Raw genomic sequence first — 24,332 nt, forward strand, 5'->3', positions numbered from 1 at the left:
CGTTTTTTTACGTTAACGCTGTGTTATTCGTCGGAATCACTGTCACGTTCTTGTTGTAATGTTGAATACTCAGTACGAGAGATGAGTTCATCATCATTACGGTCAATGCTATCAAATGCTTTCGTTACACCACTTCGCGATGCTTCTGCTTTCGTCAACGTACCGTCACTATTAATGTCCATCATATCGAATTCACTTTTTGCGATAATCGTGGTTTCGGTTTCAACCTTGACTTCTTTTTCAACGACGTCATCTTTTACTTCGGACTTCGCGTTTTCATGAAGCTCGTAGGTTAGCTTTTCATCTTTGGGCGGTACCGCTGGCGTGTCGTGCAGTTCAACCATGCTATGCTTCATTGCTTTTACCGAGGCAACGACATCACCGTCAAAATGCTGAGGGTGCTTTGTTACATGTCGATTAAACTCTTCCATCGAAATTCTCATGTCTGAGTTGGCATCAATTTTTGAAAAGTGCGCGAAAATTTCATCATCGTCTGCTTCCTCACGAGAGATATAACGATTATCGTCGTTATCTAAATCGGCAAACGTTGTATCAATTTTCTCTAAACCTTCACCGGCAACTACACTTGCTGAAAGGGCGGTGCCAATTAACGATGCTAATACTAACTTTTTCATATCAAACTCCTTGATTTCTAATCTCTGTACAACCTTTAACAGAGGTGATAATTCAAGTTAGTTCATTCATTTCACATGCCAATTGATTAAAACTCTTTAATATCAGTGCATTAAGTTGCATCACTAAGTGTGTGTATCATTATGATGTGCGTTATCTATACAAAACACTGCAATTATTACGCAGTCGGATAAACCGTGTCTTGTACACGCCTATTTAAGTTGTTGCTTAAGTGACTTTGCTATTTTTGCAGATTCTTCAAATACGTCTTTTTGATTGGCAAAATGAGGGTGGTGAACAAATTCGCACATCAACTTCGGAATATCTACTAGGGGCAAGACGTGGGTAGGGTGGTCGTTCATGAGTGCCTGAAGGGGTAAGTGCGGCTCATAGGCATCGGTCGGCGATTGTGCGACAGTAATGCCGCCTTGGTGAGTGGTTTCAATCATACCTTGCGTGCCGTCATCCAGCTTCCCGGTGAGCAGTATAGCGATTGAACGGTCTTTGTATTCACGGGCGCCAGATTTGAAAAGAAAGTCGATAGAAGGGCGCCATGGTTCGTCGTCAGGCAAATCAGAATAAAAGATATGATTATCGTCAACGCCGATATGTAAATTGTCTGGAGGAAGGTAAATGTGACCAGAACGCACCAGTTCACCCGCCTCAGCGACTTTCACTGGTAAGTTTGACTTCGCTTCTAAAAGCGGTAGTAATCCCGCTGAGTTTACTGTGCTGTCCCTTAGCCTATGAAGCAAAAAGAATACCGGAGAAGGAAAATCCTCCGGTAGCATAGATGCAAGCGTACTAAACGCGTTTACACCACCGGCGGAAGCTCCAATAAAAAACACGGGGTTAATTCCAGGGTATCGCGCAGATACATGAGCCAAATTATTTCCCTATATGTTTTTTCAACAATTTAAACAGCGATTTAATTTCTACTGGCTTGGGCAGAAATTCGATCATTCCAGCGTCTAAACAGCGCTTGATGATATCGTTGTGGACATGAGCTGACACTGCAATAACTTTTGTCTCTAGGTGTTTGCCATTGGATTGAATAAGTTTGAACCGCTCATAAAACTCAAAACCGTCCATTTCATCCATTTGTAAATCCAAAAGAACCAGAGAGTAGGTATTGTCCTTTAAGGTTTCTAATGCACGTTTTCCATTTTCTGCAACGTCATGCTGAACGCCAAATTCGTCTAAGTACGATGATATTATGAAAACGTTCGTTTCATTATCTTCGACAACAAGCACTTTCTCTTTGTCAGAGACGTCGAGTTTGTATGTTTCGTTGTGTTCCGACTCAAGGGGCTCTCTAATATGTTTTGGCGTGCGCAATGGCAGCGTTACTTTGAATGACGAGCCTTCACCTTCTTTGCTGTTAACCTCAATAGTGCCACCAATAAGCTTAACTAATTCTTTAATTATCGATAACCCTAGCCCTGAGCCACCAAACCGCCGTGCAATGCTAGAATTTGCCTGAGAGAACTTTTCAAATATTTGATTGACACTTTCCTTAGACATACCGATACCGGTATCTACCACTTCAATGACTAAATAGTAAATCGTTTGATTCCAGTTCCCGCTTGCTTTTACTTGTACCGAGCCTTCCTCAGTAAATTTAATTGCGTTTGAAAGCAGGTTAGTAACAATTTGCTGAACACGGAGTGGATCACCGATAAAATGTTCGGGTAAGTCGTTGTCCAGTACTGCTGAAATCGCAATGCCCTTCTGTTTCTTTTCTACAGAGTAGAGATCAATCAAATCTTGAATAGTTTCTTGAACAGAAAACTCTGTGTATTCGAGTGTAAGCTGCCCAGTTTCAAGTTTTGCAAAGTCTAGTAGGTCATTTAGCAGCGCTTTAAGTTTACCTGTCGCGTTATTTAAAATGGTGAGCAATCGCTCTTGTTTGACCTCATCTGCAATATTTAAACGAAAGACTTCGTTAACGCCCACTATGGCGTTCAGAGGTGTTCTTATTTCGTGGCTAACGTTTGCCAAAAACTCGGTTTTTGCTTGGCTTGCTCGATGAGCTACAAGACGTTTCTCTTCAAGTTCTTTCTGTTGAAGCATAATGGTAGTGTTATCAATGAAACTTAATATTGCACCTTCTACCTGATTATTCGTGGCCATAAACGGCATGATATGTACGTTAAAATGTTTGTCATCACCGATAACCTGAAGCACTTCTTCTTTTTCGGTATTAATAACTTTAGTGGTTAGTTTGATTATCTCATCTGACTTAAACGTTTTTTGTAAACGGCTGCCGAAATTCCCTAAGCTGTCTTGTAGGGAGAAAAACGCCTTTGCGGCGACGTTTGCCTGCACAGCACGAAGATTAATGTCGACATAAACTAATGGGAACTGAAGAGAGTTTTTAAGATTGACTAACTTATTAGTGACCACCTCAAGGGCGGTTGTCTTTTCATTAAGTTGATCGTTCATCGTCACCAATTCTTCGTTGGTTGACTGTAACTCTTCGTTAGTCGTTTCTAGCTCCTCATTAGAAGACTGTAGTTCTTCATTAGACGACTGAAGTTCTTCGTTCATTGATTGAAGTTCTTCGTTCGAAGTTTCAAGTTCTTCAATTACCGTTTGTATATGCTCCCTCGCCATCGAAAGTTCGTCTTCTAACTCTTTAACGCGATCTGAGTTTTCGTCGGCTAGCGTTTTTTCGCCTACCTCTTTCAGTTCCCCTAAGCGATTAAAACAAACTAATAAAAATGACTCTGACGCTTCTTCAACAGAAATAGGATAAACCGTCATTCTAACTTTATAGGCGGTGCCCTCTATTGAAAGTCGGCGGGGCTGTCCTTCAGCTAATGCTTTCGTTCTTATTGCTTTGTAAACAAGTGGACGAATTTCATGCTTAAAAACTTCAATAATAATCTCATTAAGATTAAGAGAAGGCTTTCCTTTTGAAAATTTTATATAGGTGGAGCTTTTTCCGTAGCTGTGTTCAATATCAAGGTTGTCATTAACCAAGATGCACGCATCACCGAGTTGCTCTACGAAGGTTTCAGGTAACTTGGGCGCAGACGAATCATCGACCGGGGGACGCGTATCGCTGACAGAGTTACCCACCGTTTTCCCACTTAAGTAGAAACGTTGCGGGTTAAAAGATGTCACGCTTCGCTTCTGAAAAATACGCTCTTGTGAATGGACAGTTCTAAAGATATCTGTCACTTGAGACGTACTTTCAGATTTGCCTAAGAACATATAGCCGCGTTCTCGCAGTGAGTAATGAAATATGCGATACACTTTTTTTTGTAGCTCTTGCTCAAAATAAATAAGCAGGTTGCGACAGGTTATTAAATCGATACGCAAGAAAGGCGGATCGTCCACAATATTATGGCCAGAAAACAATATGACGCGTTTAAGCTCATCAATAATTTCGTAACCGTTACTCTTTTTCTTGAAATACCGTTCTTTGTATAGAGGTGGCACATCAGCCATAGATGCTTCGCTGTATATTCCTTTACGTGCAATGGCAAGTGCATTTGCATCAACATCGGTGGCAAATATTTGATGGTCGCCCGAGGCGAGTTCATCTATCCCCCCCAAGGCTTCTGTGAGCATAATTGCAAGACTATAAGCCTCTTCACCTGTGGCACACCCAACCACCCATAATCGTAGCGGCTCGCCTTCACCTTTTTGTGAAACGATATCGTTAAGGACAGGTGACAGCTGTTTAAATGTGGCAGGGTCTCTAAAAAAGTTAGTTACTGATATCAAAATATCTTTGTACAGCAATTCAACTTCGTCGGTTTGACGACGTAAAAGGTCAACATAAGAATTAAAGTCATTTAAACGGTTTGCAAGCATTCGGCGTTCAATGCGGCGCTGAAGCGTTGCTTTTTTATACTGCTTAAACGAAACGCCACACTGCCTTCTCACTATATTTATAAGTTCGGCAAATCTATCTTTTGTCTCGCTAGCATCTATTTTTGCGCGTAATGCTTCGGGTAATTTAGAGCTTAAATCACTAAGGTGTTTACCTATTTCAGTCGGGGTTAAGATGAAATCGACACAGTCGGTATCAATTGAAGCATTCGGCATTCCGTCATACGCTGCTGACTCGGGTTCTTGGGCATAAGTACACCCGCCTGACGCGCGAATGACCTTAACACCATGAGCACCATCGGACCCTGTCCCTGATAGCACAACGCCAATGCTACGTTCGCCTTTTTGCTCGGCTAACGACTTTAACAACGTATTGACCGATGGTTTAGCAAGTGCTTTTGCATCAGGCGAAGCAAGGTGAATAGTATTATTCACTACGAATACATCGTACTTTGGTGGCGTGATATAAATAACGTTAGGTTGAGCTTCAATACCATCAACGATAGTTTGAACCCGCAATGATGTGACGCGTTGAATCAACTCGGTAAGCTTGCTCTCGTGCTTTGGCGACAAATGGAGTGCAATGATGTAAACCATATTAGCATCAGAGGGCAATACCTTGCACAACGATTGAATCGCATCGAGGCCGCCCGCAGACGCGCCTACTCCTACCCAGAAAAAAGACTGTTCAGCCTCTGGTATGTCCATCTAATTGTCTCAACAAATTCAAGTATCTATAACATTATAGTACCGTGCTAAAGCACCGAAAGCTAATGATGTTTAGTAATAGAAATGGTCAGTAAAAGCGAAGTTAAACTGATTTGGCGCGCTTAAACGCCAACATCAACAAGCCAATGCATAATATTTAGTAAAAACGATTCGTTTTGCTCTGCTCCGCTAGACGTCATCCCGAGGATATTTCCCGTTGTGGTGTCGCGTTGAGATGAAAACATCATTCCTTCAGAAAATACAGCAACGCGACCTTTACCTAGTGTTAGAACGGCACCTTGACTCCACCCGTCGATAGCAATTCTTGGTGTTGTGGCATTTACTTGAAATGGTATGGCTGGCTCGATGGATATTGCGTTCCTGCCAAGGTTAAGTAGCGATAGCGCGTTTTTCGGGACTGTAAATGCAGAGCCACCAAATGTTTTAACATGAGTGACTTGCTTATAGGCTGGCTTGGTAGTGCTTTGTTGTTGAATATAGAAAGGCAACGATTGCGTGTTACTGAACTGGGCTATACCATTTTTACTCGTCGAGCTTTCTTTTGGAGAAGTGGTGATATGCGCCGTGAGAGAGCGGTCTGTTTTTCTGAAAATCGCGCTTTTTACGTGCCCATTGCTAAACGTAAACCCAAGCGACTGCGCCAGGTTTTCTATCACTTTGGGGAAAGGAGTATGGTCTGCAATTAACATCAGTGCCCCACCTTTTGCTACCCAATCAGTAATGGCAGTCACCTCGTCACTATGTAATGCCTGATTATAAGGGGGATGCCAATCTTTTCGTGGTTTGTCGAGGGCGTTAGCAATAACTAAAACATCTGCTTGGGATAACGTCTTCAGCGTAAATTTTTCAGTATTGGCCCGCACGATAAACCCGTCGCTACGCAGCACCTGTGCGAAAGGCTTATATCTGCCCGTAATCGATAAGAAATTGTTGTGTGCATTGTCTACGATAACCGTAGGGCTATGGTGAGGGGCAAAACTCGCTACGGTGTTTTTGGGTTTAAAACTAGGATCTGCTTGCTGAGGACTTTCAGAGCAAGATGTCAGAACCATGATAAAGAAAATAGCGGTTAACCAGTTAGGGTGGGGCATCGACAACTCCTTGTGACAATCTGCACGCAACGAGAGCAGAGTAACATTGCACTGCAAACCGCACCATTAAGGCCAGTAAATTTCTTTTTCGTTTTTGCAAAGTTTACAAAGTATCTCATGAAAAAAATAAAATTTTGTTACGTATCAAAGCGTTGGGCTTGGAGTCATTCTTGCTTAACTATGAGTAATTATTCGTAAACTAGGCATATCTTAATGACTGAAATCTCCCAAAGTGTATATATTGCTTTCTTTTTGTATTTAGTAATGTTGTTGGTTCAATGGGCCGTTGCAACCGTGAGTAAGGCTAAGCAACCTAACGCGGTACCGGGAAAAATTGACAAAACACTTTCGCACGATAGCTTCGTGTTCAGGGCGCACCGAACGTTTCACAATACAATTGAAAATAGTCCGCTCTTTATTGGTACTGTCTTATTTTCGTTCTCGCTGGGCTACCAAGGTCTATGGTTTGCGGGACTGGTTTGGCTGTATTTACTCGCCCGTGTTGTTCATATGGTGCTCTACTACGTTATCGCAACTGAAAAAAATCCAAGCCCACGCAGCTATTTTTTCTTGATTGGCTTAGTTGCAAATATCGCGTTGCTCGTGCTTTTAGGGGTAAGGCTTATTTAGAAATTTGGGCGTGACGGTAGAAACAAATTTCGTTTTTTCAATGGCTTAATTAATCTACGCCTGAAGTCTTATACGTTACACAGGGTAGGGTGCGTTACGGTAAGCGAAAGGATTCGTTGCCGGACACCAACATGACATATTTATCTGAATATAGCGCTTCTACCAATGAACCAGAGCAATTTTGGCTCGAGAAATCGCAAGCGTTACCCTGGTTTACCTCTCCACCAGGTGCCTTATCAATTGATAATAACCAATATCATCAATGGTTTGCAGGTGGGAAGCTTAACACGAGTTATCTTGCACTAGATCATCATGTTATCGCCGGACGGGGTGATAAGACCGCGCTTATTTATGACTCGCCCGTTACTAATACGACCCAGTATTGGAGCTATTTAGAATTGCTTGATGCTGTAGCAACGTTTGCCGGTGCTTTGGCACGCTTGGGGGTAAAGAAAGGCGACACGGTGGTGATTTACATGCCGATGATCCCGCAGGCCACTATAGCGATGCTTGCGGTGGCAAGGCTGGGCGCGATTCATTGCGTGGTATTCGGTGGTTTTGCAGCAAAAGAACTTGCTGTAAGAATTGACGATGCGAAACCTGCGGTGCTCGTTACTGCGTCTTGTGGTATTGAGGGTAAAAAAGTACTGGCTTATAAACCCTTGGTTGATGAGGCTATTTCACTGAGCAAATATAAACCATCTAGCTGCGTAGTATTTCAGCGTCCTAATGTAACCGCTGACCTGACGCCTGACTATGACTATGATTGGCATCATCTCACAGAAACAAGTGAACCGGCTGAATGCATCGAGGTTGATGCGACAGACCCTCTTTATGTTCTTTATACATCGGGCACTACCGGAAAACCAAAAGGTGTGGTTCGTGATAATGGAGGCCATGCTGTGGCGCTGCATTATTCGATGGAGGCTATTTATGGTATTAGCCAAGAAGATGTATTTTGGGCTGCCTCTGATGTGGGCTGGGTTGTTGGTCACTCTTACATTGTTTACGGGCCGTTGATTAAAGGCGCGACCACGGTGTTATACGAAGGAAAGCCCGTTGGAACACCTAACGCGGGCGCGTTTTGGCGCGTTGTTGAAGCACATAAGGTCAATGTATTGTTTGCAGCGCCAACTGCGTTTCGCGCTATCCGAAAAGAAGATCCTAATGGACAGCTTATCGAAAATTACAATCTTTCATCGCTGCGCACGATATTCATGGCAGGCGAGCGTTTAGACCCACCGACGTACTATTGGACAGTCGAGAAAACCGGTAAGCCTGTTATCGATCATTGGTGGCAAACTGAAACCGGCTGGCCTATTTGCTCTAATCCTGTTGGCGTTGAAATGTTAAAGACAAAACCAGGATCGTCAAGCGTTCCAACACCTGGTTTCAACGTTAAGGTGCTTAACGCCAGCGGTGCAACGGAAAAAACCAATCAAAAAGGGGCAATCGTTGTATCTCTGCCGCTACCTCCGGGATGCCTATCAACTATTTGGCAAGATCATGAGCGTTTTAAAACGGGTTATTTAACCGAGTTTGAAGGGTACTACAGTACAGGTGACAATGGTTATATAGACGATGATGGCTATATTTTTATTATGGGGCGCACCGACGATGTGATTAACGTAGCAGGGCACAGGTTATCTACCGGAGAGATGGAAGAGATATTGGCATCGCATCCAGCGGTAGCAGAATGCAGTGTTATTGGTATTGCCGATAAATTAAAAGGGCAAAGTCCGGTAGGGCTTGTTTTATTAAAAGATGGCGTCGATATCGACGAGGAAACGTTAGAGCATGAACTGGTTAAAGCGGTTCGAGAGACTATTGGGCCGGTGGCAAGCTTTAAACGAGCCATTGTCGTGAAGCGCCTGCCAAAAACAAGGTCGGGTAAAATATTGCGCAAACTGTTGAGGCAAATTGCTGCAAACGATGCGTTTTCTATTCCATCGACCATTGATGACCCTGCCAGTGTTTATGAAATCGCGGCATTGATGCAAGATAAAGGGTTAGTCGCTGGACCTATACGTGAGTAACAACGCACAATAAAAAAGAGAGACAACCCTCTCTTTTTTATTGTGGAATATTTGGGGTTAAAAATAGTCGTCTACAACAGGCACAGGAGGATAGATTTCAATGGCATAGTACAACGCGCCTGCAACACACAATGAAATAATAACAGCCAAAAGCATGCGAGAGCTTTTGATGCTGTAATCATTTGTACGCTTTTTTCCGTGTAACATTGCTGGCACTAGAGGCTGCTTTTTATAAAAGGTATAAAAGGTTATGGCGCCAATATGAAGTGCTATCACATAAATAAGTGTGTCAAACGCGACATGATGTAGCCAATTCATCACCTCGATAGTATCGCTATCAGCCATTTGCCTATATGGGCCATCTAAAAATACATCGTCGGTCATAAATAACCCTGATATGCCCTGTACGGCAACAAGCACCAACATGATAACGACAAACCAACCGCCCAAAGGGTTATGACCCGCCGTCGGGGCGGCTTTTCTTGAAAATAATGTTTGTATGTATTTAACGACGGAAGAAGGACCGGTCACAAACTGTGAAAATCGCGCATACTTCGGCCCTATGACACCCCAAATGATGCGAAAAGCAATGAGGCCGAGCGTAAAGTAACCGATATAGAAATGCCATTGAACCGCATTATCCAACCACGCCGCAGTCACATATTGGGCCATTAGGCTGGCTACTAATAACCAGTGAAAAAGTCGGGTGGGAAGATCCCAAATTAACGCTTTTTTCATCATCATTGAGTCATTCGAAGTAATAGTAATATGCTATCGAAGCGTAACCATAAACACGAGCCTTTTGTTCTTATTTTTGTCCTGTGCACCGAAAACTATTGCAGGAGCAGCAAAGCCCTACTAGCTTAAATGGACTGCTTTTAGTCTCAAACGGTATAACATTCACATTGCAATAGTGTCTCTATTTGGCAAAATGCGTTCTATCGTTTATGAAATAAGAAAACTGATAATGAAAGTAGGTTTGTTTGGCGCCAATGGTCGCATGGGAAGAGTACTTGTCGAAGCACTCGATTTAAGTGAAGACGCAACGTTGAGCATTGCAACCGTACGTGATGATTCTGCGTGGGTGGGTATGAATGTGGGGGAGTTGGCAGGCATTGGCAACAAGCCAGTCACATGCAGCCCAATCTCTTCGCTTCAGCATGATAGTGCTGATGTCATGATTGACTTTACGCTTCCTGCGGTTATCGAAAGTAATTTGGCGTGGTGTGTTGAGAACAAGATGCCTGTAGTGATTGGAACAACAGGTCTCAATGATGCTCAGCTTGCCGCGCTTGATGACGCAGCTAAGCATATCCCGATTGTTTTCGCAGCTAATTATAGTGTTGGCGTAAACCTGATGCTTTCACTGGTCCGTCAAGCGGCCAGCGTATTGGGCAATACTGCTGATATCGAAATCACAGAAGCACACCATAGATTTAAACAAGATGCGCCTTCAGGTACTGCAATGGCCATTGGTGAAGCGATTGCTGACGAGCTAGGTCGCGACTTAAAAACCTGTGCAGTCTATGGGCGAGAAGGTAAAGAACCAGAAAGAGACCAAGGTACTATTGGCTTTGCGACCGTTAGAGCAGGAGATATTGTAGGTGAACATACCGCACTGTTCGCCGATATCGGTGAAAGGTTAGAAATTACGCACAAAGCATCTAGCAGACTGACCTTTGCGAAAGGCGCTGTTCATGCTGCACAATGGTTGCATGGCAGAGAACCTGGCCTATACTCAATGGCACACGTACTTGGTTTGCCGTCGTAAGTGGGTTCAAAATGCGTTGATGAACGAAGAGGCATCGCGATGCGGTCTTCTTCTGTGCATTAAAATTAAACACTAAGCTGTGGTTTTGGCGGTTCTAAACCAAAAAGGTTGTTAAAGCGGTATTTTACTAAATAAATGCAAATAAATTAGACATTTTCCGAGAGTCATGTATACTCGCCGGAATTTGCCAGAATTTCGCTTTTTGAGGCTTGAAACTAAGCTGAAGAACGCGGTTTTATTAGCTGCAAAGATCGTAAAACGGGGTGTGTGTTTTTCACTTGTCCCGTTTTTTGTGGGGTTTGAACAGGAAACTGTGCAAACGCATAGTTATCCTTAATCTGGAGGTTGACTTGGCTAATTCTGCCCTTTTGGTGTTAGAGGACGGTTCTGTTTTTAAAGGTACGGCGATTGGTGCGCAAGGCTCCGCCGTTGGGGAAGTTGTTTTTAATACTTCCATGACAGGCTATCAAGAAATTATTACCGATCCATCCTACGCTGAACAACTCATCACACTTACATATCCACACATTGGCAATACAGGCGCTAACGAAGAAGATGTCGAAGCAGATAAAATCTGGTCGAAAGGTCTTATCATTCGTGACCTACCGCTTGTTGCTAGTAACTTTCGTTCACAACAGTCATTATCTGAATACTTAAAAGCCAAAGGCGTAGTAGGTATTGCTGATATCGATACTCGCCGATTAACACGTATTCTTCGTGACAAAGGCGCGCAAAACGGTTGTATCATTTGTACAGATAGCTTAGATGAAGCAGATGCGTTGGCTCAGGCTAAAGCATTTCCAGGGCTAAAAGGTATGGATTTAGCGAAAGTGGTTAGCATCACCGAGCCAAAGACATGGACAGAAGGCAGCTGGGAACTGGGCAAAGGTTACGTCACACCAAGTAACTCGAAATATCATGTTGTTGCTTATGATTATGGCGTTAAGAATAACATCCTTCGTATGTTAGCTGACCGCGGCTGTAAGATTACGCTGGTACCCGCGCAAACGACAGCGCAAGACGTTTTGGCAATGAACCCTGATGGTGTTTTTCTTTCTAATGGCCCTGGCGACCCAGAGCCGTGCGACTATGCTATTGCAGCAATAAAAACCATAGTTGAAACGGGTACGCCGGTATTTGGGATTTGCTTAGGTCATCAACTACTCGCGCTAGCGAGTGGTGCTAAGACAGTGAAGATGAAGTTTGGTCATCATGGCGCTAACCACCCAGTTAAAGATCTGAAACGCAATGTGGTTATGATCACAAGCCAGAACCATGGTTTCGCGGTAGACGAGTCTAGCTTACCTGAAAACTTAGAAGTTACTCACGTTTCACTATTCGATAAGTCGTTGCAGGGTATACATCGCACAGATAAACCTGCCTTTAGTTTCCAAGGTCATCCGGAAGCTAGTCCAGGTCCGCACGAAGCGGCGCCACTATTCGACCATTTTATTGAACTTATCGAACAACATAAGCAGTAGGAACGCGTTACTATGCCTAAACGTACAGACATTAAAAGCATTCTTATAATAGGTGCTGGCCCTATTGTTATTGGTCAGGCCTGCGAATTTGACTATTCAGGTGCTCAAGCCTGTAAAGCCCTTCGTGAAGAGGGGTATCGTGTCATTTTGGTGAATTCAAACCCCGCCACGATTATGACCGACCCTGAAATGGCCGACGCTACGTATATTGAGCCTATTCACTGGGAAGTAGTACGTAAGATTATTGAGAAAGAGCGCCCTGATGCTATCCTCCCAACAATGGGTGGGCAGACCGCATTAAATTGTGCACTTGACCTTGATAAACATGGTGTACTTGCCGAGTTTGGTTGTGAACTTATTGGCGCCACGGCTGATGCGATTGATAAAGCAGAGAACCGCGAGCGTTTTGATAAGGCAATGAAAAGCATTGGCTTAGAGTGTCCTCGTGCTGAAATTGCTCATACGATGGATGAAGCGCACGATGTCCTAAGCCGTATAGGTTTTCCATGTATTATTCGCCCGTCTTTTACAATGGGTGGAACGGGCGGCGGTATCGCGTATAACATTGATGAGTTCAATGAAATATGTAATCGCGGTTTAGATTTGTCGCCTACGAGTGAACTGCTTATCGACGAATCGTTACTTGGTTGGAAAGAGTATGAAATGGAAGTGGTACGCGATAAAGCAGACAACTGCATTATTGTGTGCACAATCGAAAACTTCGACCCGATGGGCGTCCATACAGGTGACTCAATCACCGTAGCACCAGCACAAACGCTAACTGACAAAGAGTTTCAGCTTATGCGCAATGCTGCAATGGCAGTGCTACGTGAAATTGGCGTTGAAACGGGTGGCTCTAACGTACAGTTTGGTATCGATCCAAATACTGGCCGCATGGTCATCATTGAGATGAACCCGCGAGTGTCTCGTTCTTCAGCCCTAGCGTCAAAGGCAACAGGTTTCCCGATTGCCAAAGTTGCAGCGAAACTTGCTGTAGGCTACACGCTCGACGAATTAGCCAACGATATTACAGGGGGGTTAACCCCAGCATCATTCGAGCCTTCGATTGATTATGTTGTGACTAAAATTCCTCGCTTTAATTTTGAAAAATTTGCTGGAGCTAATGATCGCCTTACGACTCAGATGAAGTCGGTAGGTGAGGTGATGGCAATAGGTCGTAACCAGCAAGAGTCTTTGCAAAAAGCACTTCGTGGTCTAGAAGTGGGTGCTAATGGATTAAACTCCATGGTTGACCTTGATGATCCTGAGTCACGCAATAAGGTGATTTATGAGCTTCGTCAACCGGGCGCTGAGCGTATTTGGTACATCGGTGACGCATTCAGAATGGGAATGACCGTTGATGAGGTGTTTAACCTTACTAACATCGACCGTTGGTACCTTGTGCAACTTGAAGACCTTATTCTTCTTGAGGCAAAGGTTGCAGAGCATGGCCTACCGAATATCGACGCTGACTTTATGCGCACATTAAAACGCAAAGGGTTTTCTGACTCTCGTTTAGCAGAGCTAACAAAAGTTGCTGAAAGTGATATTCGAGAAACGCGCCGTAGCTTTGGTATTTCACCGGTTTACAAACGCGTTGATACTTGTGCTGCAGAGTTCTCTACTAGCACAGCGTACATGTACTCTACCTATGACGAAGAGTGTGAAGCAGCCCCTACTAATAATGAAAAGATTATGGTGTTGGGTGGCGGCCCTAACCGTATTGGTCAAGGTATCGAATTTGATTACTGTTGTGTTCACGCTGCGTTGTCTATGCGTGAAGATGGTTATGAAACGATCATGGTTAACTGTAACCCTGAAACGGTTTCAACTGACTACGACACATCAGATCGACTTTATTTTGAGCCGGTTACGCTAGAAGATGTACTCGAAATTGTTGCGAAAGAAAAGCCAAAAGGCGTCATCGTTCAGTACGGTGGTCAAACTCCGCTTAAATTAGCACGGGAGCTTGAGGCTGCAGGCGTTTCAATTATGGGGACGTCGCCAGAAGCTATCGACCGTGCGGAAGACAGAGAACGTTTCCAGCAAATGGTAAACAAACTCAGTCTAAAGCAACCTGCGAATGCGACGGTAACTAACGTCGAGCAAGCATTATTGATGGCTGAAGAAATTGGCTTCCCACTTGTTGTTCGCCCATCCTATGTATTAGGTGGTCGCGCAATGGAAATCGTTTATGACGTTAAAGATTTGAAAAGGTACTTAACCGAAGCGGTAAAAGTGTCTAACGATGCACCAGTCTTGTTAGACAGGTTCTTAGACGATGCCATTGAAGTTGATATTGATGCAATATGCGACGGAAAAGACGTTGTTATTGGCGGCATTATGGAGCATATCGAGCAAGCGGGTGTTCACTCTGGTGATTCTGCCTGTTCGTTACCGCCTCACTCACTGTCTAAAGACATTCAGGACACAATGCGAGAGCAAGTGCGTGCAATGGCCTTAGAACTTGGTGTGGTTGGTCTTATGAATACGCAGTTCGCCATCAAACACGGCGAGGTGTACCTTATTGAGGTTAACCCTCGCGCTGCGCGTACCGTTCCTTTTGTATCGAAAGCGACGGGCGTACCATTAGCAAAAGTTGCTGCTCGCGCAATGGCTGGTGTGAGCTTAGCTGACCAAGGCGTAACAGAAGAAGTGATTCCTCCGTTCTATTCGGTTAAAGAAGTCGTGCTGCCGTTTGCTAAATTCCAAGGTGTTGACCCACTTCTTGGCCCTGAAATGCGCTCTACAGGCGAAGTGATGGGGGTGGGTGACTCGTTTGAAGAAGCCTATGCTAAAGCTAACCTTGGCGCTGGTGCGCCGTTGCCAAAGTCTGGTAAAGCGCTCATTTCTGTTCGCAACAATGACAAGTCGAAAATAATCGAGTTGGCAAAAGTGCTAGTGGAAGCTGGGTTTGATATTGAAGCCACTCGCGGTACTGCGACGACGCTTTACGATGCAGGCATTAAGAGCTCTGTTGTTAATAAGTTATCTGAGGGGCGTCCGAACATTGTTGATGCTATTAAAAATGGTGAATACGCTTATATCATCAACACCACTGAGGGACGTAAGGCCATTACCGATTCAGTGTACATTCGTCGCGAAGCGTTGCTTAATAAAGTAACCTACACCACAACGATGAATGCAGCGTTCGCAACAATTAGAGCGAAGTCTGCTGATGATCGAAATAAAGTCTCATCAGTACAAGAGCTACATGCGAGGCTTAAACACTAATGACATAACGAAGGATACGCGGTATCCTTTCGTCATTACATTTGTGTGAATCAAAAAAAGTGCGCCTATTGGCGCACTTTTCTGTTAAATATTTATCAGCCAGATGAGACTGTATCCATGAGTCAGTATCCTATGACAGCACGTGGCGCAAACCTATTGCGTGACGAATTAAACGAACTTAAAACTAAAACCCGCCCTCGTATCATTGCTGATATCGCAGACGCGCGTGAGCACGGTGACTTGAAAGAGAACGCGGAATATCATGCTGCACGAGAGCAACAAAGCTTTTGTGAAGGCCGCATCCAAGATATCGAAGGTAAGCTTTCTAACGCTCAAATTATTGACGTCACAAAAATGGATAACAACGGCAAAGTGATTTTTGGCACTACCGTCACTATTTTGAACGTCGACAACGAAGAAGAGACAACATACCGCATTGTTGGTGATGATGAAGCGGATATTAAAAATAATCTTATTTCGGTAAATTCCCCAATCGCTCGCGGGCTTATTGGCAAGCAGCTTGATGATATGGTGACGATTAAAACGCCAGCCGGCGCTGTCGAAGTTGAAATCATCGAAGTTGAATATATCTAATCAGATATATCACCCATTAGTATCAAAAACACCGCTGTTCTGAGCGGTGTTTTTTTACATCTACATTACGTTCACTTTTGCGCCTGAGACTGCAATTACTCAACAACCTCCTTGCTTTATTAAAAAAAATTAACGTTAAACGTCGCTATACGCTGGCTGCTTTTTAATCAGCTTCTATACTTTAGTTCAAAATATAATTATAGCGGTATCGACTCACTTCCCTTTATCACCTCTTTAAAGGTGCTGTTGAAGATAGCCGTGTTGAATATGGCGCAGCCTTACAGCGCGACGCTAAGTTGTAAACCCTCAAAGCAATGGAGTGTGAGAACGTGTTTCTTCTACGAAAGCTATCAATACTACAACTCACTGTTATCAGCGCATGCGTGCTTGGGTTTTCGATAATATATCTGGCATATAAAGATGTAAGCCAGTCTTATCAAAAGACCCACTATGCCGAACAAGATGTCCAAGTGATCACGCTTATCGCGGCAGTGGAAAGGGTTGCCCATCACCATGCGGTAGAGCGTGGACTTACAGCGGGTTTTCTAGGGAACCCATCTGATGAGGCAAAGGCACGTTTGGTCGCGCAAAGAGAGAAAGCTGATGGTGCTGTGACCACGCTTTCCGCACTACTACGAAATCAACAACAAGGCCTGATTAATGCTGATAAAATTGTCGCGCCTTTACTCGAGTATATTGAGAGCAAGTCAGACATACGACGCGAAGTAGACAGCGTTAACGGTAAACGTGCTTTTTTATATTACAGTACACTAAATAGCAAAGCGTTAAGCGCCGCAAGCAGACTAACGCTAGAAATAAGCAATACAGAAGCAAAGCAATATTTATCAAACGTTTTACTGTTTGCTCAGCTAAAAGAAAAGTTAGGACAACGAAGAGGTAAAGTAAATGGTGTGCTCGCAAATCGCAGCATATCAACGCCGCTTATAAATGAGATAATGAGCTATGAGAACGAGATTGCGTATCTATCAAAAAAGCTTAAGTTAAGCCTTGAAACGAGTAAACAGAGCGCGTTTAGCGCGTTATTGTCTAACAGCAACTCGCAAAGAATTGAGGATATTACTCAGTCAGTTTTATCCGACGCTGTAAATTTCGACCTGTTACCATCAAGTTCAGAATGGTTTTCTATGGCGAGCGCGCAAATTTCTGATGTGGCCGGCTTTTTAAAACAAGCCGTCGAAAGCGTGGAAAGTTTTGCGATAGAACAGCGTGAAGAGGCAAACTTTTCACTGACCCTTACAGCTATCGTCATTGCCTCGGTCTCAGTATTTTTAGTACTAGTTTACAAAGCATTGCTGTCTATCCTAAATCGTCAACTCTCAAAGCTCGTCAATAATCTCGAAAAAATAGCAAATAACGGCGATCTTACCATCGATATTGCAATGAAAACAGATAACGAACTCGGGCAAATATCCCGCTCTGTCAACCTAACGATTTTGGCCCTTCGAGACTTAATCCGAGGACTTGATCAATCAATAGCCGCTAGTTCGAGGTTATCTGCTGAGTTAGAGACCTCGAGTAAGGCGATGCTGTCCGATGCAAGCCACACGCAACAGTTGACGACAAGTATTGCATCAGCCGTTGAAGAGATTTCGATGACAAGCAGAGAAATCGCACAATCTTCATTTGAAACATTATCGGCCAGTAAGCAATTAGAATCTCTTGCTAACGAATCACTTGATGCAAATGAAAAGGTAAGAGCGACAATGGACTCTCTGAGTAATGAGATGAGGGGGGTTCAGGCAAATGCTGCTGCAATGGAACAGCAGGTTACAGAAATTGGTGCAATACTAGAAACCATTAATGCATTGTCAGACCAAACGAATCTACTCGCGCTTAATGCGGCGATAGAAGCTGCGCGGGCGGGAGACCATGGCAGGGGGTTCGCTGTTGTAGCAGACGAGGTGAGGCAACTTGCCCAGCGCAGTCGCGCATCTTCAGATAAAATTTCAGAGTTACTTACTAGTTTGCAAGGTGCCAGCGTTGTTGTCGTTAACGACGTCAATAAGAACACTGAAGCCGTAATGCAGTCAGTTAATATTTCAAATGAAGGTCGCGTTATCGCTGAAAAGGTGAAGGCGGCATCTATCAATGTGGAGGCAATGGCAAACAACATGTCATCAGCTGCTGAACAACAGTCTATCACTATGCAAGAAGTAGCCAAAGATGTTGTAGAAGTAGAAGAAGCCGCGACCCACGAGGTGTCGATAGCGACTGAATTGTCGGCATTATCAGACAAAATGAAAGAGAACAACATGATGCTTCACAGAACAATGGAGAACTTTACCATCGATTAAAATGCGTTAGATGTGTCGTTGTATTCGCGTTATGCTCTTATCTAGTTCCCACTAAAGAGTAAGCGTTAATGAGTATAAAAACCCTCGACTCCACCATCGTTTATCAGAATAAATGGCTTACGGTTCGCGAAGATAGAATTGAGCGAGAAAGTGGCCGTGAAGGGATATACGGCGTAGTAGAGAAACCTGACTTTGCTATTATTATTCCCGTTGAAAATGGTTACGTCTACTTGGTTGAACAATACCGCTACACAATAAAAGAACGTTGTTTTGAATTTCCACAGGGTGCGTGGGAGTCAAACCCTGATGCAGACCCTAGCCTACTTGCTGCTGGCGAATTGAAGGAAGAAACTGGACTTACCGCCAGCAAAATGCAGTACGTGGGGTTTCAATACCTTGCCTATGGCTTTTGTAATCAGGGCTATCATATCTATTTAGCATCGGGGTTGACGCCTGGTGAACAAAAGCTCGATGTTGAGGAAGAAGATTTAAGGGTCTGTAAGGTTAGCCTTGAAACACTTCACGACATGATCTTATCTGGTGATATAAAAGATGCATCGAGTTGTAACGCCTACGGTTTGGCTAAACTGAAAGGGTTCATTTAATCGCTATGCCGCTGGGAAGAAGCAAAATCATGTGGCTTATCGTCGTGGTATTTTGTTTAACATTAGTTTCTCTCACAAAGTTAAACATGTTGCATGATGTCGTGCTTTATCTGTATGTCGCGGTGAATACAGTGACGTTTCTTATTTACGGATTAGACAAATCAGCAGCAAAAAATAATCAAAGACGTGTGTCAGAGCGCACTTTGCATCTTTTCGGGCTTGCTGGAGGCTGGCCTGGTGCTTTCGCAGCGCAGAACGCATTTAAGCATAAGCGAAGTAAACCGGCGTTTATGACGTTATTTTGGCTAAGTAGCTTTTTTAATAGTGTGGCGCTCTTAACGTTTATTGTCACTGGCGTTACCGAATGAGTTCGTTCGTTGCTGAAAAGTCACGTATGTCATGGCTTGTTACAATCGTGTATTTGCCTTCGCCTACGTTGTTTAGTTTACTCATGCTTTACCAACCTACAGCGTAATGTAAAAAGGAACTGTTATGACACTGAATCGAGCCGGCGGTATTGCTTCAATTATTTGTGCTCTCACCTATGTATTCGGCTTCGTATTTTTTTTCGGTATGCTTGGTACGCCATCAGATAATTCAGATACAGGGCGCCTACAATTTTTGATTGGCCAACGTGATATATTCTTTTTCGGATACATCGTTATTGGTGTCATATTTAGCTTAAGTTTATTGCTACTTAATCAATCGCTTCACCGTCGTTTCAATAAAATATCGCCTGTTATCGCAAGTTACAACGCAACATTAGGTGTGATATGGGCATCATTCGTGTTAGCGAGCACGTTTGTTTTTCTGGTAAGCCTTTCCTTTCTTGCCGATTATGCAAACGTCGACGAAAGTGGTGCTGTTATTGCGCTGAAAGCAACCAGTGTTGTAGTAGATGCCCTAGGCGGGGGAATTGAATTACTCGGTGCGCTTTGGGTTTTGTTAATAAGTTATGTATGCCTTAAAGCAAAGGTTTACCATAAAGCCACCCACGTGCTTGGCGTTGCGGTTGGCGTTGCCGGCATGCTGACACTGCTCACAGGCCTTTCCTTTTTATCTGAAGTTGCACTATTTGAGGCCACTGCAGCTGTGTTTGGTTTAGGTCAAATTGTGTGGTTTATTACACTTGGCATTCATTTATTGAACGATAGCGGTGATTAAGCTAGGCGTTTTATATTCATGTGCTCTGGTACTAAGTAGAGCGCACTGACTTTCTTAACTGTTTATTTCGCGCCACTATTGGCGCATAATCGTCTACGTCTTAGTCAAAAAAATAAGGCCCATCGCCTAAAAACCACTAAGCCATACTAATAATAAAACGTCTCCCACCGATAAATGGACTGCCTTACTCATGAAATACATAGTCATTGTATTCATAGCGCTTGCATTGCTAGGCTGTGAAGCTACACCTGTACAAAACGCAGGTCAGATAAAAACAAAAACTAAACTTAATACGAATATTGAATTACCCCTTCCTGTCTCTGTTGCCTATCACGTGGATAAAAGTACGCCTGAAAATAAGATAAACTTTTTCGGAAAGTTAGAAGATGCTACCGAGCTTGTAACGCAAGGCATATTTGAACGTTCGGAAAAGCTTAACGCTACGAGCGACTTTGACTATTTAATTCAGCTTGCGGCGGTAAGTGATTGGGATTTTATGTGGGGTGGATACGAATCTGATCTTGTAATCATTGTTAAAAACCGCAAAGGTGAAACGGTTTTCAAACGTAATGTAGAAAGCAAAGCGAGTGGTACCGGTGGGTTTTACGACCTTAATGCGGTATATAACGCGTTTGCTAAGAGTATCAAAGAGAATCTATTCGATTTTTTGAATACCAGCGGTAATAACTTAATTGTGTCAGACGCTGACAGAGCGAGCGAAGTTTCTATCAAAGCCTTTTTTGATGACATAAACCCAGAAGGGACCGGTACGGGTTTTTATATCGATAATAACGGTACGTTGGTTACTGCTGCCCATGTTGTCAGCGAGTGCATACTGGTTGAAGTGAACCATAAAGGACAAACTTACGTCGCTGATATTGGTAAGAAAAGTGCGCTGTTAGATTTGGCCGTACTCACCACGAATTACGCAAATAGCCACAGTATTTCTATCAGCAAAGATACGCCAATTAGTTTGGGTAAACCGCTATTCGCGACCGGCTTTCCATTATCGAATCTACTCTCTGATTATCCCTCCCTTACGGTGGGGAATGTTACTTCTCAAGGCGGTTTAAAAGGTGCCCAAGGAAGCTTTCAGTTCTCAGCGCCTGTTCAACCTGGAAACAGTGGTGGTGCAGTAGTCGATTATAAAGGGCAATTACTCGGTGTGGTTTCTGGTTCGCTTAATCAAGCGATGATGTTATCTGAAGCGGGTACGACATCACAAAATGTGAATTTCGCCATCGATACTTCTTTATTAGCCAAGTTTTTAGACAATGGTGGATTCGCATATAGTGCGAATGCGGCGTCGCCTAACTTTGAAGAAGCGTCGAAAAACGCGGTTGAGTACACTAATCAAGTGCTGTGTTATAAGTAACGGAATATTAAAAATGAAAAATTATTTTATTAGAATAATGCCAGTGTTCGTTTTCAGCGTGTTCGCACTTAGCGCTAGCGCGCAAGACAATGGTGCGCCAATATTTGAATATACCCATGAGGGCAAAGTCTATCCTCCTGTATTCTTCGTTACGAACGTTGACAACAAGTCAGTAAAATCAAAACTCGAAGAGTATGTGGCTTTTTCCGCGTTAGATGAAAAGGCGGTTGGATTACCGATCGGCGTAAGGGTATTAAAGGGACACAGAACAAAACAAGACGGCACGCAGGCCTCTACTCTTATGCTATCGGCAAGCACATTGGGCATTATTCCCATAGTCTCTAACACAGAGTTCAAAGTGCGTTATGATGTATTTGTTCAAGGTAAGTCGATAGAAAGTTTCGAATATACAATGGATTCTACCGACGTAGATAATCTTTGGACATCTGCTTACAAAGAGCATGAGACGTCTCCAACAGAAGAACGTTTTTTATTAGACACCATACCGCAGTTTCTAAAAGAGCTACGTCAATCTGATGTGGTGCAACAGACATTTGCAGAGTATTGGGAATACTTCAGCGAATAGTATTTGAGGCTGATATTAAAAGCGTGCAAATAAAAAAGCAGCGCCGCAAGGGCGCTGCTTTAAACCAGGGAAATCTACTTTATCTTGTGTCGCGCTAGTTTTCGATTAAGCGTGAACCGATTTCAATTTGTCTAGGTTTTTTCGCTTCTGGTATGACTCGCTCCATATCGATATGTAGTAAGCCATTCTCCATGTCTGCTGCTAACACCTTTACATGGTCACCTAACTGAAACTTCCTTTCGAAATTTCGCTCAGAAATACCTTTATGTAAAAATTTACGCTCCGCCGTTTCTTTCTCTTCGGCTTTCTTAGTGCCGGTAATCGTCAACGTATTGTCTTGCACTTGAATATTGACGTCCTCTTTGCTAAATCCAGCGATGGCCATGGTAACGCGATATTTATCGTCGCCAAGCAATTCGATGTTGTAAGGAGGATAGGTATTTTGCTTTTCTGATCGAGTAGCGGCATCAACAAGTGACGCTAAGTGGTCAGAACCAATGAATGAACGGTAAAGTGGAGATAGATCGATAGTACGCATAGTCATATCCTTTAAATTAAGCAATATGTAAAAAGTTTGTGCCCCGACAATTCGGCGGCGTTTAGTGTCGACCTGATGCTTCAGCGCCGACATAACAGATATGTGACTGCTTGTTCATTTTTCAATGTTTATCATGCAATATTATTTAAAAAAAGCCAAATGTTAAGCTTAAGCATCTGATTTTAAATGCTTTTAATTTTTAATTTTTAATTTTTTTATTCGGTATTGCGTTGTTCGCATCAAACCGCCTATATATAGTATTGCTATAGACTCATCGCAGTTCGTTTAACTGATGTGTTGTCGTGAGAAAAATGTGTTTACGTAGGTGGGGGAACTTTTGTTGCGAGAAAGTCTGTGCGGCCAAGAAGATAAAGCAACGGCAAATAGGTACGATAAACATATTACCATTACGGTAGGTATTGAACACTAATACAACAATTTAATCTTAAATACGGCGAAACAAGTGCTATAATTCAATATATTAATTGTCATACCAATTTACCTCTAGTGAATATGAAAAAAGAAGTTGTTGTTTTAAATTGTGGGAGTTCGTCTGTTAAATTTGCAATTATAGATGCAGAAACGGGCGAGGCAGGATTGACGGGTATTGCAGAAAGTCTGGGCAATAATGACGCTTCACTGTCTTATAAAATTGCGGATAAAAAGCAACGTGCGTCACTGCCTGACTTTGCCTCTCATACTGAAGCGTTAAACGCGATCCAACATATTATTGAATCGACGGGGGTAAAACCCATCGCGGTTGGGCATCGTGTTGTTCACGGTGGCGAGCAGTTTAAACAAGCTGCAAAGGTGACCAACGACGTGCTTGAGGCCATTGAACAGAATGCCAGTATGGCACCGCTTCACAATATGGCTAATTTAAAAGGGATTATCACCGCACAAGCAGCCTATCCCGAGTTACCCCATGTAGCCGTTTTCGATACATCTTTTTTTCAGAGTATGCCCCAACGCGCATACATTTACGCGCTTCCTATGTCGCTTTACAAAGAGCACGGTATTCGACGTTACGGCTTTCACGGCACAAGTCATAAGTTTATTTTGGACAGCGCTGCGGCCCTAATGAAAAAACCAATTCAAGATACAAGTATTATTAGCGCCCATTTAGGCAACGGTTGCAGTGTGACGGCTATTGAAAATGGGGTTGCTGTCGATACGAGTCTTGGCTTCACGCCGTTAGAGGGGTTAGTCATGGGCACACGATGCGGTGATCTTGACCCTAGTTTGCCCGGCGCATTACAGAAAAAGCTGGGTAAATCAGCTGATGAGATCAATGATCTGCTAAATAAGCAGTCAGGTTTGCTAGGAATTTCAGAATTAAGCAACGATTGTCGTACCTTAGAAGATGCAGCGCAAGACGGGCACGAGGGCGCAAAGCTTGCGCTAGAAATCTTCTGTTATCGTTTGGCTAAATATATCGCGGGGTACATGATTGCCACGCCATCACTCGATGCTATAACGTTTACTGGTGGTATTGGCGAGAATTCGTCGCTTATTAGGCAAACGACGCTCGAATATTTTGCGCACTTAGGTTTCGCGGTAGACAGTGAAAAGAATGAAGCGATGCGATTTGGGGCGAAAGGCGATATAAGCGCAGCGTCTTCTCGCTACCCCATTTTCGTTATTCCAACGAATGAAGAATGGGTAATTGCTAAAGAAGCGGCCAGCTTCGCATAACTAGGAGAAATT

The 24,332-nt window shown here is 43.4% G+C and carries 19 protein-coding genes; 13 read left to right on the forward strand and 6 right to left on the reverse strand.

The genetic code is table 11. From position 1 onward, the window contains the following. Positions 1 to 23: 23 nt before the first annotated feature. The 4 genes from AC27EZ_RS16570 to AC27EZ_RS16585 form a co-directional block, all read right to left on the reverse strand. On the reverse strand, positions 24 to 635 hold the full coding sequence (locus AC27EZ_RS16570) for an EF-hand domain-containing protein (protein WP_487136391.1): 612 nt from the start codon (positions 633 to 635) through the stop codon (positions 24 to 26). A gap of 210 nt (positions 636 to 845) precedes the next feature. Beyond that, a complete protein-coding gene (locus AC27EZ_RS16575; protein WP_421134230.1) occupies positions 846 to 1,520 on the reverse strand; it encodes a chemotaxis protein CheB in 675 nt (224 codons plus the stop codon). A 1-nt stretch (position 1,521) separates the two neighbouring features. Beyond that, complete coding sequence (locus tag AC27EZ_RS16580) at positions 1,522 to 5,184, reverse strand: CheR family methyltransferase (protein ID WP_487136392.1); 3,663 nt, start codon at positions 5,182 to 5,184, stop codon at positions 1,522 to 1,524. Positions 5,185 to 5,306: 122 nt separating this feature from the next. Beyond that, complete coding sequence (locus tag AC27EZ_RS16585; protein ID WP_487136393.1) at positions 5,307 to 6,296, reverse strand: DUF4350 domain-containing protein; 990 nt, start codon at positions 6,294 to 6,296, stop codon at positions 5,307 to 5,309. Between the two features lie 213 nt (positions 6,297 to 6,509). Here AC27EZ_RS16585 and AC27EZ_RS16590 point away from each other — a divergent pair, with 213 nt between their 5' ends. Together AC27EZ_RS16590 and AC27EZ_RS16595 are read left to right on the forward strand one after the other, a co-directional pair. Next, the gene (locus AC27EZ_RS16590; protein WP_487136394.1) at positions 6,510 to 6,926 is read left to right on the forward strand and encodes an MAPEG family protein; all 417 of its coding nucleotides are present in this window, start codon (positions 6,510 to 6,512) and stop codon (positions 6,924 to 6,926) included. A 131-nt stretch (positions 6,927 to 7,057) separates the two neighbouring features. After that, positions 7,058 to 8,962: a propionyl-CoA synthetase gene (locus tag AC27EZ_RS16595; RefSeq protein WP_487136395.1), complete on the forward strand. Its 1,905-nt coding sequence runs from the start codon at positions 7,058 to 7,060 to the stop codon at positions 8,960 to 8,962. A 57-nt stretch (positions 8,963 to 9,019) separates the two neighbouring features. Here AC27EZ_RS16595 and AC27EZ_RS16600 read toward each other — a convergent pair whose 3' ends face one another. Further along, entirely contained in the window at positions 9,020 to 9,706 is a 687-nt protein-coding gene (locus AC27EZ_RS16600; protein ID WP_487136396.1) for a cytochrome b/b6 domain-containing protein, read from the reverse strand. A gap of 223 nt (positions 9,707 to 9,929) precedes the next feature. On the opposite strand from AC27EZ_RS16600, the gene dapB reads away from it, so the two are divergent. From dapB to AC27EZ_RS16650, 10 genes are all read left to right on the forward strand, one after another. Then, a complete protein-coding gene (gene dapB, locus AC27EZ_RS16605) occupies positions 9,930 to 10,733 on the forward strand; it encodes a 4-hydroxy-tetrahydrodipicolinate reductase (RefSeq protein WP_487136397.1) in 804 nt (267 codons plus the stop codon). A 350-nt stretch (positions 10,734 to 11,083) separates the two neighbouring features. Then, on the forward strand, positions 11,084 to 12,214 hold the full coding sequence (gene carA / locus AC27EZ_RS16610; RefSeq protein ID WP_487136398.1) for a glutamine-hydrolyzing carbamoyl-phosphate synthase small subunit: 1,131 nt from the start codon (positions 11,084 to 11,086) through the stop codon (positions 12,212 to 12,214). 12 nt (positions 12,215 to 12,226) lie between these two features. Next, the gene (gene carB, locus AC27EZ_RS16615; RefSeq protein ID WP_487136399.1) at positions 12,227 to 15,448 is read left to right on the forward strand and encodes a carbamoyl-phosphate synthase large subunit; all 3,222 of its coding nucleotides are present in this window, start codon (positions 12,227 to 12,229) and stop codon (positions 15,446 to 15,448) included. A gap of 117 nt (positions 15,449 to 15,565) precedes the next feature. Further along, a complete protein-coding gene (gene greA / locus AC27EZ_RS16620; protein WP_487136400.1) occupies positions 15,566 to 16,042 on the forward strand; it encodes a transcription elongation factor GreA in 477 nt (158 codons plus the stop codon). Between the two features lie 329 nt (positions 16,043 to 16,371). Beyond that, entirely contained in the window at positions 16,372 to 18,357 is a 1,986-nt protein-coding gene (locus tag AC27EZ_RS16625) for a methyl-accepting chemotaxis protein (RefSeq protein ID WP_487136401.1), read from the forward strand. Positions 18,358 to 18,425: 68 nt separating this feature from the next. Then, positions 18,426 to 18,962 carry an NUDIX domain-containing protein gene (locus AC27EZ_RS16630; protein ID WP_487136402.1) on the forward strand — a complete coding sequence of 179 codons (537 nt, stop codon included), beginning with the start codon at positions 18,426 to 18,428 and terminating at the stop codon, positions 18,960 to 18,962. A gap of 29 nt (positions 18,963 to 18,991) precedes the next feature. Continuing rightward, positions 18,992 to 19,330 carry a DUF1294 domain-containing protein gene (locus tag AC27EZ_RS16635; protein WP_487136403.1) on the forward strand — a complete coding sequence of 113 codons (339 nt, stop codon included), beginning with the start codon at positions 18,992 to 18,994 and terminating at the stop codon, positions 19,328 to 19,330. A 124-nt stretch (positions 19,331 to 19,454) separates the two neighbouring features. Then, entirely contained in the window at positions 19,455 to 20,126 is a 672-nt protein-coding gene (locus tag AC27EZ_RS16640; RefSeq protein WP_487136404.1) for a hypothetical protein, read from the forward strand. Between the two features lie 190 nt (positions 20,127 to 20,316). Continuing rightward, positions 20,317 to 21,501: a S1 family peptidase gene (locus tag AC27EZ_RS16645; RefSeq protein ID WP_487136405.1), complete on the forward strand. Its 1,185-nt coding sequence runs from the start codon at positions 20,317 to 20,319 to the stop codon at positions 21,499 to 21,501. Positions 21,502 to 21,514: 13 nt separating this feature from the next. Beyond that, positions 21,515 to 22,087 (forward strand): hypothetical protein, encoded by a 573-nt coding sequence (locus AC27EZ_RS16650; RefSeq protein ID WP_487136406.1) that lies wholly within the window; start codon positions 21,515 to 21,517, stop codon positions 22,085 to 22,087. 94 nt (positions 22,088 to 22,181) lie between these two features. Here the strand turns inward: AC27EZ_RS16650 and AC27EZ_RS16655 are convergent, their stop codons facing one another. Next, positions 22,182 to 22,625, reverse strand: a complete 444-nt coding sequence (locus AC27EZ_RS16655; RefSeq protein ID WP_487136407.1) for an Hsp20 family protein — start codon at positions 22,623 to 22,625, stop codon at positions 22,182 to 22,184. 513 nt (positions 22,626 to 23,138) lie between these two features. Here AC27EZ_RS16655 and AC27EZ_RS16660 point away from each other — a divergent pair. Further along, positions 23,139 to 24,320, forward strand: coding sequence for an acetate kinase (locus AC27EZ_RS16660; protein WP_487136408.1), 1,182 nt, complete (start codon positions 23,139 to 23,141; stop codon positions 24,318 to 24,320). Positions 24,321 to 24,332 lie beyond the last annotated feature (12 nt).

The sequence above is a fragment of the Alteromonas sp. 4NH20-0056 genome (assembly GCF_057539655.1).